General features: G+C 37.7%; 8 protein-coding genes and 1 pseudogene. 8 read left to right on the top strand and 1 reads right to left on the bottom strand.

Going from position 1 to position 13,174, the window contains the following annotated elements; genetic code table 11:
- The 7 genes and pseudogenes from ACPDHL_RS03415 to ACPDHL_RS03385 all read left to right on the top strand — a co-directional run.
- Nucleotides 1-1,173, top strand: a pseudogene (locus tag ACPDHL_RS03415) (hypothetical protein); the annotation flags it as partial.
- A gap of 65 nt (nucleotides 1,174-1,238) precedes the next feature.
- The gene (locus tag ACPDHL_RS03410) at nucleotides 1,239-5,771 is read left to right on the top strand and encodes a hypothetical protein (RefSeq protein WP_430531403.1); all 4,533 of its coding nucleotides are present in this window, start codon (nucleotides 1,239-1,241) and stop codon (nucleotides 5,769-5,771) included.
- A gap of 69 nt (nucleotides 5,772-5,840) precedes the next feature.
- Nucleotides 5,841-6,389, top strand: a complete 549-nt coding sequence (locus ACPDHL_RS03405; RefSeq protein WP_430531402.1) for a hypothetical protein — start codon at nucleotides 5,841-5,843, stop codon at nucleotides 6,387-6,389.
- A 53-nt stretch (nucleotides 6,390-6,442) separates the two neighbouring features.
- A complete protein-coding gene (locus ACPDHL_RS03400) occupies nucleotides 6,443-7,756 on the top strand; it encodes a gliding motility-associated C-terminal domain-containing protein (protein WP_430531401.1) in 1,314 nt (437 codons plus the stop codon).
- An 11-nt stretch (nucleotides 7,757-7,767) separates the two neighbouring features.
- Nucleotides 7,768-8,700 carry a PorP/SprF family type IX secretion system membrane protein gene (locus ACPDHL_RS03395; RefSeq protein ID WP_430531400.1) on the top strand — a complete coding sequence of 311 codons (933 nt, stop codon included), beginning with the start codon at nucleotides 7,768-7,770 and terminating at the stop codon, nucleotides 8,698-8,700.
- Between the two features lie 11 nt (nucleotides 8,701-8,711).
- Nucleotides 8,712-10,673 (top strand): OmpA family protein, encoded by a 1,962-nt coding sequence (locus ACPDHL_RS03390; protein WP_430531399.1) that lies wholly within the window; start codon nucleotides 8,712-8,714, stop codon nucleotides 10,671-10,673.
- 305 nt (nucleotides 10,674-10,978) lie between these two features.
- Complete coding sequence (locus ACPDHL_RS03385) at nucleotides 10,979-11,848, top strand: AraC family transcriptional regulator (protein WP_430531398.1); 870 nt, start codon at nucleotides 10,979-10,981, stop codon at nucleotides 11,846-11,848.
- Nucleotides 11,849-11,939: 91 nt separating this feature from the next.
- Here ACPDHL_RS03385 and ACPDHL_RS03380 read toward each other — a convergent pair whose 3' ends face one another.
- The gene (locus tag ACPDHL_RS03380) at nucleotides 11,940-12,479 is read right to left on the bottom strand and encodes a DMP19 family protein (protein ID WP_430531397.1); all 540 of its coding nucleotides are present in this window, start codon (nucleotides 12,477-12,479) and stop codon (nucleotides 11,940-11,942) included.
- Between the two features lie 287 nt (nucleotides 12,480-12,766).
- Between ACPDHL_RS03380 and ACPDHL_RS03375 the strand changes: the two genes are divergently transcribed.
- The gene (locus ACPDHL_RS03375) at nucleotides 12,767-13,153 is read left to right on the top strand and encodes a hypothetical protein (RefSeq protein ID WP_430531405.1); all 387 of its coding nucleotides are present in this window, start codon (nucleotides 12,767-12,769) and stop codon (nucleotides 13,151-13,153) included.
- Nucleotides 13,154-13,174 lie beyond the last annotated feature (21 nt).

Raw genomic sequence — 13,174 nt, 5'->3', positions numbered from 1 at the left:
TACATCAAAGACGATGGAACCGAAGGTACGATTGATTGGTCTTCCATCAACACCACCAACACTAGCTTTACGTTAGACGGTGATATGTTGACGGTAACAGATTCTGACGGAAACAAAGTACAGTTAGACGCAAAAGAAATTGCGGGTAACACAGCGTTTATTACAGAAGTAATTAATCAGTTAAAAGATAAATACGGAAACGTGTACTACGATGTAACGAATAACAAATATTATTACATCAAAGATGACGGAACGAAAGAAGAAGTTGATTTAGGTGGAGCAACCTTAGCTGGAGATGTAACGGGAGCAACAGGAGCAACAATTTTATCTAAAATTCAAGGAAATCCAGTAGTTGCCACAACAGTTACAGATGGACAAGCCTTGGTGTTTGATGGAACTTCTTGGGTACCAGGCACACCAGATGTTGATGTAACTAAGGTTATATCTGGTAAAGAGTTGAAATCTGATACATCAATTACAGTAACAGATGGCCCTGCGACTTTATTAAAAGAAGCAAGTATTAAAGTGGCAGATGGAGGAGTAACATCGACACATATCAAAGATGGAACAATACTTCCAGAAGATATTGCCGATTCTCCAGAACCAAATCAAGTATTGGTAACAAACGCTAGTAATGTTCCAGGTTGGGCAGATAAATCGACAGTAGCTGCTTCGCCATGGTTGGTACAAGGATCAACTACAGTTGCAACGTTGAATACACAAAACATTTACCAAACGGGTACAGTAGCGATTGGAGCAAGTCAGATTCCAGCTACAGACCCAACGGCAAAATTATTTGTGGCAGGAGATGTAGTGACAACAGGTAAATTCTTCACCACCAACTCAGTATATGCGGATTATGTGTTTGAGAAATATTTTACAGGAAGCTCAGATATCAAATTGACGTACGAGTTTAATACGTTAACAGATATAGCTCGATTTGTAAAAGAGAACCATCACTTGCCAGGGGTAACTCCAATTAGTGATTTACGCCAAAATGAGGGAGGCTATGGTTTTGACTTAACTAATTTATCTGTTGAATTATTAGAAAAAGTAGAAGAATTGTTCTTGCATACAATTGAGCAACAAGAACAAATTGATCAGTTGAAAAAAGAACAAGAAGCAGTTGCAAAACGCTTAGAGCTTATAGAAAAATTGATCGAAAAAAAATAATCAACTTGAGTAATTAACTTCTTCCTGAAAATTGCTTTTCAGGAAGAATTAAATGGAACAGCTATATGAGAAAATTATATATACTAGTATTTTTCCTGAGCGCTATGTTGGTTATAGGGCAAACACCAGGAGGAGTTACAGGAGTAAACATAGAATATTGGTTATCTGCTGATGAAGTGTTGAGCTCAACAGCTACCATCGCTGATGGAGCTAATGTTACAGCTTGGATGGATAAATCAGGTAATACGAGACATTTTGGTAATACAACAGGGTCTTATCCTCGTTATATTAAATCAGCGATGAACTTTCATGGTTCTGTTGAATTCTATAAGGATGAAGATGCTACGGATGAGACTAATGAAAGAAGAAAATTAGAATCACTTACCAATTTTCAAGTGGATGGGAATCGTTCGTATTTTGTTATTTGGGTTTCTCGTTTAGATAATGATGCTTATACAGGATCATCAAATAATGCAACTGTTTTTACCCTAGCCAGTGGTGGTGGGGATAATTATGGTTGGATTGGAGGAACGGGTTCCAATGCAACTAAATTATGGCATAGAACACGAGGTGGCGCAAATCTTTTTCATACCCAAACCAATGGCTATGGAATTGGAATAGCGATGATGCCTAACAAGACGGGAACCAACCAACGACAATACCTGAACGGATTGGCAAGTACAACAACAATGACAGGTCGTACAATGTATGGTACAGCACGTAAAAGTGTAATTGGAAATACTTCAGATGGAACATCACGTACGGATAACTACTATGGAGAGATTATGGAAGTCATTGTTTTATCTAAACCTGCAGGTTCTTCCGGTGTGTTTTTAACAAACGATGAATTAATAAAAATTAACACCCATCTAGCCATTAAGTATGGAGTCAGTTTAAATTCGACACAAAATTATGTGTTGTCTAATGGAACGTTAGTTTACAGTGGAATTCTACCAGGCTATACAGAATATAATACTGATATTTTCGGAATTGCTAGAGATGATAGCAGTGGATTGTATCAGAAACAAGCCATGAGTACAGACAATCCTGCTTTATCTATTTCGTTGGGTGATTTTCATGAAGTTAATGCGGAAAACCTCGCTACATTTCCTGATAAAAATGCACTGATGTTCGGTGGAAATGGAATGGATGGAAGTACCTCGTATAGTTATACAACTGGAACGAATTTTATGAACTATACGTTGCAAGTCCATACAGATCCAGTAACTGGAGTGGTGAAACAAGAAAAATTAACGACTTTATTTAATTATAAATTAAGAGCCAAAGCAACTGGTCAATCTTCTTTCACTGTTAATGCAAGGATTGGAATAGGAACGTGGTTATTAGTGAGTACGAATCCCAATTTTCCACCAAGCCAATCGCGCATTTATAAAGTAGTGGATGGAGTGGCGAAAGATGTGGTTATCAACGATGGAGATTACATCGGTTTTACCTCTGAATTTGTTGCACCAGGTGGGGTAAGTAATGGGTTGAGAATGTGGTTGAATGCGTCAAAGAAAAACACGCTGACTCTTGATAATAGAGGAGAGGTGGTAAACTGGGTAGACCACTCAGGTATGGGAACGACGTATAGAAAAAGAGGAGCAAATGGCTCTGCACCGTTGTACTTGGAATATGAAGAGCGAACAAACTTCCACCCAACACCTTACTTTAGAAAATGGGAAGATTATATGATCACTGATAAAGCTGCTATGTCAAAAGCAGTACCCAATGATGTCGCTTTCTATGCTGTAGTGAATCATAACTTTGAAAGTTCTACACGATCCTATTTTATTGGTTTTGGTCAGCAAACAATCGCAACAAACGCAAGAAGACCTTCTTTTGGGGTGTATAGAGGAAGTGCAAATAACATTGACGGATTAGGCCGCATTGGATCAACAGGTTTGAGTAATAGCCCAAGTCGATTGTTTAATACAGGCGCTACGACTATTGCAGGATATCATTGGAATGTGGGGAACTCCGTAACCTTTGAGTTCGATGGAGGGCATTCAGAGACTGTGTCGCATAGATACAATAACGTATTGATGAATGGACCCGGTATGTTAGGTTTAGGAAGTTCATCCAAGACCTATACTTTACAAGGGGTAATGCCAGAAGTAATTTTATATGAAGGAGTCTTAACTGCAAACGAAAAGTCAAGAATTAATTCTTACTTGGGAATTAAATATGCAATTACAATTAAATTAGGGAATCCAGGGGCTCAAAATTTTAACTATCTCCTGTCTAATAATACATCCATTTGGAATGGAAATAGTGCTGCAAACAGTAACTTCCACTATAATGTAGCTTCGGTCGTACGAGATGATGATGCGGATTTGTACAACTACCAAGCAAAATCAACTGATATCGGATCTATAGTACATATGGGGGTAGGAACTAAATTGGGAAGCGATCCTGCTTTAGGAGTAATTATCAAAGATAAGACTGCCATCACTTGGGGACATAATAATGCTTCTTTATCTCGATTTTCATTCGCCGGAAACCAACAAATTTGTGGAGAGCTAGATTCAAAAATAAGTGGAAGAATTTGGATGGTTGAAAACACAGACTTTGATCAAAGTATTCTAGTTCGTGCTGCTGATTCCAATTTCCCTTACAATGGTCCAAACTGGCAAGTATTCCTATTAGTTGCTGATTCACCAACAAAAATTATGGCCAATAATTGGGATCAAGTAATTCCAATGGACTTTATCTACGATGGACATCAGGCCAATTATAAATTCCCTAAAGATCGTTATACCTATTTTACTTTTGCTGCAAAAGCCTTACCTGGAATTTGTGAATCTTGTGATTTTCAAGGCGTAAAACGATTGGAATTTACTAAAAATAGTTGGGCAAAAGGGGCTACAGCACAAGTATTCAATTTAGGAGATGGTTTTACTGCTGATGTAAAAGTGAGTGTAGAATCACCTTCATCCTTGAGAAGCCGTTACCCTCGTCCTTCTACCTATCGCTCCTTGAGAGAATACAGACGTAGAGGAACAGGGGATAAAAAAATGGTGACAGAGGTTACCCTCAAACAAAATGGATCGTTAAAAGCAGCAGCTAGTACATTCGAAATATTTGAAGTAGATCGATATGGAAATCGATTCTCCAATATTGAAGTCTACGGTGTTTGTGGAAGTGGAATTATCCAGCCTAATTTGAGTTATGTTCATGCCAAACCGACTTATCGCATTGAAGGAGATCATGCAAGAGGAAATAAGTCCTCTAGCTATGCTTCACCAAAAGGTAGAATGTATGTGGAATTTGATGTACCTGTAGAGAAAATCTATGTTGTACACACCTTTACAGGAAGAGCTGGAGCAGGTAATATGCGCATGGGTATTGGACCAATGGATTTTTATTGTCTACCACCTGCGCCCGAACCAAATGAAGAAGGATTAATCTTTACAAAACAAGGCCCACCAGAAATGTTACTATGTGAAGAGGCTACGTATACGTTCCGCATTTCAAACGTGAATTGTGCACCTTATAAAGTGAACTTCTCCGATGTTTTACCAGCGGGAATGAAATGGGTAGGAGAATCTTTATCTATTGATGATTCAGCAGTAACAGAGGCAACAATTAATAATTATGCCCAGGGAAGTACCTTGAAAATCGACAACCTAGAGGTGCCAGGAACTTCCACGCTAACGTTCAGAGCAAAAGCTATTTTTGATTTGGATGCTGTAGAAGGAGTTTATGAAAATCGCGGTAAATTATCTTATCAACCAGTGGATGGTCCACCTCGAACAGTAGAACTATTGAGTTGTGATCGTTTATCAACGGGTTGTGAACCGACGAGAACCTTAGCAACAGGTGATCCAACAGAAAGACCTTTACCAGTTGAAGTGGTAAGTGCTCTCACAGATAAAGGATGTTATGTTGAAAACGATGTGGTTACAGTATCAGTTAAAGTAAAGAACCCTAATGCGTTTACTATTAGCGATATGATGGCTGAGTTTAATTACAATGAAGAGTTTACGTACGTAAATAATTCCCTGACTTCAGCCTCTCTTAACTTTGGTGGTTCCGTAATCGTGGATACGTCAGAGGTAGGTAGTTTGATTATTGAAGAGTTTGTATTACCTCCAGGTGAACATACCCTTACGTTTAAAGTAAAAGCACCAAATCAAGCTGGAATTGTAATGGAAGATATAGATCCGTCAAATCCTGCACTCGGACAGAAAGAAACCGCTTTGTACATTGATTTTGAATTGTTGAATGAATCAGATGATTTGTGTTTGAATGCAACAACATCAGAAGTGTATGGATCATTAGAGGTTGAATACTGTACTGTTTGTTATTACGATCCTGTAGAAGGAGATGGAGGAGATATCTTAGATTCAACAGGGTATTTGGCTGTAACAACACTACAACGACCAGATAAAACATGGATACCAAATCGCGGAAATGCGTTTGTTGTATTAGAATCAAAAACAAAAGGATTGGTAATCACGCGCTTAACAACAGTGCAAATTGAAAGATTGAACCCAGTTGAAGGAATGCTTGTTTACGATACAACAATAAACTGTCTGAAGATGTATAACGGAACCCAATGGGGCTGTTTAGATCAAGGATGTGTGGATGAATAGTTAATCAAAGTGGAAAAAAGAAGAGGCAATAACCCACGCTTTTTTCCACTAAACTAAATTAAAATTGCTATGACAAATATGAGATATAAACACTTTATTTTCCTCACCTTATTTTCGTGCTTTGGTATTTTTTCAGCTGTAGGACAGACGTCAATAGGAAAAAAAACAGTGGAAGGAACGGATGTTATCCTAGACTTTAAAGCCAATGAAAATAGAGGAATTATTTTACCTTGGGTGACCAAAGAATCGGATGTTACTGCACCTGTTGGAGGAACATTGATCTTTGACTCTAACGATAAAAAAGTAAAGTACTACAAAGCAGGAACAGAGGCCACTTGGGTGGATCTATCCATTAATACAGGAAATGTGGATTTGAGTATTCAACAAGCCTTTGGTGAAAATGCAGAGGCAAAACCAACCGTTATAGGAAGTCGTACATCAACCGCATCAGGTGTATTAGTTTTAGAATCAACTACAAAAGCAATGGTCTTGCCTAAAATGGAAAGTCCGCACCTGAATATTTTAAGTCCAAAAGCAGGAACGATGGCATTTGATACGGAATCCAAAATGTTGTGTGTTTTTAATGGCACAGAATGGTCCTTTTGGAAAGTAAATTAAAATTCCAAAAATCAAATAAAATGATTAATTTACAGGTTAAAAAAATTAGAAAAATGAAACATACACATTATACTATATGCCTCGTTATTGGTCTTTCTGGATTTATTGGACAAGCGCAAGATACAGGACAGCAAGTACTTGCAAACACAGGAGTCCTGTTCGTTTCTCCCAATGAAATTGTATCGACTCACTTTGATTTTACCAATACAGAAAGTGCTGAATTGATTAATGATGGAACCGTCTATTATTTTCGAAATTTTAACAATGACGGTTTTTATTCCTTTACAAGTCATCGAAAAACGAGTAAGGCAATTTTTACACGTTTGGGAAAAGAAGAAGGTAAGCAGTTGATCAGTGGCCAAGCGCTTTCCGATTTTTTCGATGTAGAATTGAATAATTCGACACCTATTTTGGCTTTTGATCTAAAAAATAATATAGGCGTTTTTGGAACACTAGATTTTCAAGATGGAATTATACGAATAGACGAAACGATTGATCCGATTCACCAATCATCAGTGGGGATGTTGAGTTTTCAACAGGGTGCTAAAACGATGAATGTTAGCGATCAGTCTCATGCTGAAGGAATGGTGGAAAAAATAGGAAAAGAACATTTTGAGTATCCCATCGGGGATGAGGCCCTTTTTCGTCCAGCGATTATCAGTGCACCGAAAGACATAAAAGATGCCATTGTGGCACAATATCGAGTAAAAGATGAGGCATTTTTTGCTACGCGCAAAAATACAACGGGGGTGATCAAGCAAGTCAATGATAAAGAATATTGGAAGTTAGATGCAAAACTAAAAGGGTCGGAAACGGTGATTTTGAGCCTTACTTGGGATGATCGTACCACACCGCCAGATTTGGTAAAAGACCCAGAAGGAGAATTGCATATTGTTCGCTGGGATGATAAACAACAACTTTGGGTTGACGAAGGAGGAGTAGTCGACATGTCTACGCGAACGGTGACAACGCCAACGACTATAAAAGACTTTGGTTACTTCACCCTTGCAACAGTGAAAGAAGATTGGATTCACGATGGAGATGTGGTGATCTATAATTTGGTTACACCAGATGGCGATGGTAAAAACGATTATTTCATTATTGACAACATTCGAAAATACCCAAATAATCGCGTTGAAGTTTACAACCGTTGGGGAGTAAAAGTATACGAAACTACGGGATATGATCCGAATGGGGACGGAAGTAGCAATGTATTTACAGGTTATTCTGATGGTAAAATCACAGTGGATAAAAAGAAAAAATTACCAAGTGGAACTTATTACTATATCGTTACCTATGAATACACAGATGCTAACGGTAGTCGAATGATTAAGAAAGCGGCTAATTTACATTTAGAGACCAATTAAACCACAAGAAAATGAAAGTAAGAAACACAATAAAAATGATCGTTCTTGGTGGGATAGGTTTGTTTTGTACTACGCAAACGTATGGTCAACAAGATCCGCAGTACACCCAGTATATGTATAACCATTCTAATATAAATCCCGCTTATGCAGGGAGTAGAGAAGGACTCAATATTTTTGGACTTTATCGCACCCAATGGGTAGGCTTGGAAGGAGCTCCTAAAACAGCTACTATTTCCATGAATACACCGCTAGGGGAATCGGGATTAGGCTTAGGAGTTAACTTTACCAACGACCACTTAGGGGTGATGGATGACAATACGCTATCCGTTGATTTATCCTATGCTATTGATTTGAACTACAACTATAAGTTGGCGTTTGGATTAAAAGGGTCAGCCAATTTATTAGATGTAAATTACAGCAAATTACACATTTACAATCCAACAGATCCAGTGGCAGAGGAGGATATAAAGAATGAATTTACCCCAAATATTGGTGCTGGATTGTTCTTGTACTCAGACAAAGCTTATGTGGGATTATCCGCGCCTAATTTGCTGACTAGAACGCGTTATGATGACAATGATGTACAAACCCTTCGTCAAAAAATGCATTTATATTTAACAGGAGGATATGTATTTGAGCTGAATCCCAGTTTAAAATTTAAACCCGCCACTATGATCAAAATGGAACAAGGTTCTCCTCTACAAGTTGATGTTTCAGCAAACTTTATGTTTGTAGATAAGTTTACTGTGGGAGCAGCCTATCGTTGGGATGCATCTGTTAGTGGGATGGTTGGTTTTCAAGTGTCAGAAAGTATTTTTGTCGGATATAGTTATGATGCAGAAACAAGTAAGTTGGCCCGTTATAATTCAGGATCACACGAAATATTTCTGCGTTTTAGTTTGTTTAATGGCTTCAAGCGCGTTGCTGCGCCGAGGTTCTTCTAAAAGCGCTTATTATGATAAAACAATGGATACAAATAGGAATACTAACCCTAACGCTTAGTATAGGTAGTATCGGATACAGTCAGATTAAACAAGAAAAACAGGCTGATAAGAGCTTCGATCGAACGGCCTATGTCAATGCAATTGAAATCTATGAACGCATGGCCGCTAATGGTTATGTCAACGGTTCTATCCTACAAAATTTAGCTGATGCGTACTATTTTAATGGCAAATTAGTAGAGGCAAATAAATGGTATACCGAGCTTTTTGAGGGCAGTTATGAGAATAAGAATCTTGGACAATTGCCTTCGGAATACTACTATCGTTACAGTCAGACGCTTAGAGCTGTTCAAAACTACGAAAAAGCACAAGAATTGATGAATCAGTTTGCGCTGTTGGAAAAGGAAGATATACGCGTAGAAGAGTATAATAAGAATCGCGAGTACTTGGCGCATATTGACAATCACTCCAATCGATACGATATTCGACTGCTCAATATCAGTAGCCCCTATTCTGATTATGGAGGAGCCATACTTGGCAATCAGCTGGTCTTTACTTCTGCACGTGAAACGGCACACGAAAGCAAAAATAAAATTCACTCCTGGACCAATGAACGCTACACGCGTTTATATACGGCAGTAGTTGATAAAAATGGAGTAGCCACACCAGAACTACTTCCTATGGGAGAAAACCACGAGGTAAATGATGCCACAGCCGTTTTTACAAGCGATGGAAAAACCATGTTCTTTACGCGTAATAATAGTAAACCCAGTGGAAAGAGCAAACAAAATAAAGCACATAATTCTTCTCTAAAGATATATAAGGCTGTAAAGCAAACGGATGGGTTGTGGGGACAAGTAGAGGAATTACCGTTTAATTCGGATAATTTCAATACTGCCCATCCGGCTTTAACGCCTGATGAAAAATGGTTGTACTTCGCTTCAGATCGAAAGGGAACCTTTGGTCAGTCTGATTTATTTCGCGTTGCACTTTATCCCAATGGAGGATATGGTCCCGTAGAAAATTTAGGCAAAGGCATCAATACAGAAGGACGTGAGAGTTTTCCTTTTATTTCTGCAGAGAATAAGTTGTACTTTGCTTCTGATGGGCATCCGGGATTAGGTGGTATGGATGTGTTTGTTGCACAATTATATCCTAACGGAAGCTTTGGTCCAGTGATCAATATGGGAGAACCCATCAACAGTAGCATGGATGATTTTGCCTTCTACTTTGATCCGAAAGAGAAAAAAGGCTTTGTTAGCTCTAATCGCACAGGAGGTAAAGGAGCGGATGATATTTATCTATTGGCAGAAAAACAGTGTAATCAAGCCATTCAAGGAAAAGTGTATGACTTAGATACCAATGAAATTTTAGCTGATGCGCGTATTGTTTTCTCTGATGCATTGTATCAAAAAAGCGATACCCTGCGCACCAATAGCAAAGGAGAATACCAAATTACAGGCTTGGCTTGTGGGATGAAGTACCGCATTAAAGCAGAAAAAGAAAAATACAATACCGTAGAGCTCGCGTTTACTATCAAAGAACAAACTGCAACTAAAACGGTAGATATCGGATTAGAACGCACAGAAAGACCGCTACAGGTAAATGATGATCTATTTAAACGCCTACAACTACAGCCCATTTATTTTGACTTCGATAAAGCGATCATCCGACAAGACGCAGCCATAGAGCTGATGAAGATTGTTGAAGTAATGCGCGAATATCCAACGATGAAAATTGATGTGCGCTCACATACAGACAGTAGAGGAAATGACAAGTATAATTTAAGTTTATCCGATCGTCGTGTCAAAGCTACAATCCAATGGATGGAACAGCAAGGCATTGAGGCGACTCGTTTAGCAGGACGTGGCTATGGCGAAACCCAGTTACTCAATAACTGTAGTAATGGTGTCCGTTGTTCTGAAGCGGAACACCAAGTCAATCGACGCAGTGAATTTATCATTATCGCAATGTAATAATCACAACAAAATTAGCCAATAGTCGTGACGAAAATCTTTTTAAAAATCTATTTTAAAAAGAAAAAATTCAGCTGTTCTATTTCTTTGAACAGCTGAATTGTTTTTTTATAGCAGTTCATTTTGCCATTTCTTGCATGTCGATTATAGGTCGATTGTATGCAGTGGCCTTGTATTTGGACTCTTTTAGGGTGATATTTATCATGCTATATTATATTGTTTAACTTAAAAGCAATGTGTTTTGTGATTATTTTGTTTATAATTACAAATATTTTGTTTAAATTTATGTAAAAAATTGCTTTAAAATGAAAAATAACCCTTTTGATCATTATGCATTGTTTGATAGCTATGGTAATAAGTATGATTTTATACTAATGGAAATTGAACAAGCGATACAGCTGGGAAGCTCTTACATTGAAGAGCTGAGTAAACAAGATTTTCTCAAGGTAATCTACATTACAGAAGGGGAGGGTGTTTACTATGCCGACTTAGAAGCTTTTGAAGTTAAAAAAGGCGATGTTTGTTTCGTAAGTAATTTTCATCAACACCATTGGAATTTTAGCAAGAGTATTAAAGGATATATTATTAACTTCAAATCGGTTTTTCTTACTAAATTCATTACCAATCACCTGTTTCTACAAGAACTCTCCTTCTTTAATCGCTTCACTACGCACAATATCTTGGAGAACAATTTCTCCGGTAATCGTGTAGAAAGCGCCATCCAAAGTATTTTACATGAATTAAAAATTGAAATACACAAAGATGTCAATTTGATTCGCATTTATTTATTGGAGATACTTTTTATTTGCAAACGCAAAATGGACCGAAAAAATGAATGTAGAAATGAAAGTGTCAATTCCAATATCATCATTGATCAGTTTGAGCAACTAATTGAAAATCACTTTTACGAATACAAATTTCCAAAAGAATATGCCAAGCATCTTGTCGTAACACCCAACTACCTCAATAGCATTTGCAGAAAGATGAGGGGAAAGTCGGCAGGAGATTTAATTCGCGATCGCATTTTATTGGAGAGTAAACGCTTGTTAATTTCGACTAACTTATCCGCTAGTGAAATAGCCTTTCGGCTCAATTTTAAAGACAGCTCTTATTTCACTCGCTTTTTTAAAAAATATGTGCACACTACGCCAGATGAGTATAGACGAAATAATTGAGTATCCAATGAAATCTTTAAGATGAAACTTGCACAACATAAAAAAAGCGAAACGCATCTACATGCGTTTCGCTTTTTTTATTCCAATGACGTTATATTTCTTCTTCCTGATCTTCTTCTAAGAAGGCAAGAAGTAAGGCTTGCATCGTTGGAAGAGATACAATTTGTGTATCTGGGTGTTGTTTTAGCCAATTCGCATTTAACAGGATCAAATCTTCTGTCGGAAAGTTGGAATCTTCTAGCAATTGCGCAATTTCCTTTCCTTTTTCAAGGGGATTTGCTAAGAACTTAGCAAGCTTAACTTTGCTGAAGAGTTTCATTTGTCGCATTTGTTTTTCAAAATAAGCCAAGTGCTCTACGGCGTTAATCGCCAGTAAACCCGATTGAATGATCTCAATTAGATCCAAATCCCATTTCGTCTTGTGGATAAAAGAAGCTAATCCTTCTTCTTTTACTGTATTGTAATAGTAATCCACACAATAACTAGCAAAAGCATCAGGGTGTAATTCATCATCACCCACATCGGAATGGCGCAAGTAATTGACTACAGATATATTGGAATGAATCACAGCAAGCGCTGTATCAGTAGCTATCGCGTCTTCAGACAATAAAATAGAAGGAAATTCTCTCATATTTAGTCATATTAAGACACAAAGGTACAGCAATTGACAGGCATATCATAGCAGTTTACCTCGATTTTGGGGACTGTGGATGATTTCTACATGTTTTCTACACTATAAATGAGGGAATCAAAATTAAAAAACCGCTGTACGTGTGATTAATGGGTTTTTTTTGTTAAAATTTATGTTTTTGTGGTACAAAAGAATGGTTTTTGTTCTACTAGTAGTAACTTAAAAAACATAGTATGATGAGAAAAGAAACAAAAAACACCAGAAAAACAGCTGGACAAACCAGCGTAATGCGAACAGTGATGTCGGGGGTAAAAATGCTATTCGTAGCTAGTTTAATTGCCTTTGTATCCTTAGCCTGTAGTAAGGACGATGATCCTGCAGATAACGATCTTTTTGTTGGAAAGTACAAAGGGCACATTACCTATACGAAAGGGGAAACGCATATAGATGCCAAAGACGGCAAAGTGGAAGTAGTCAAGGTGGGAAAAGATTATAATTTTATTTTTTCAGATGACATTCCCAACCTAACAGGAGTTCGATTTGAAAAAGACGGCGATCACACCGTGATTAATATTGGCTCAGATGAAGCACATTTGATCAAAATAGACGCGAGTACCTTGTTCATCGCTTATACAAAAGACGGTGAAATCTGGTCGGCGAATTGTACGAGATAATGGCTTTTTTGTCTAGAAAAT

Source organism: Myroides sp. C15-4 (assembly GCF_050522745.1).
Lineage (GTDB): Bacteria > Bacteroidota > Bacteroidia > Flavobacteriales > Flavobacteriaceae > Flavobacterium.
Note: the sequence above shows the minus strand (reverse complement) of the source record. Positions and strands in the feature narration are given on the sequence as shown.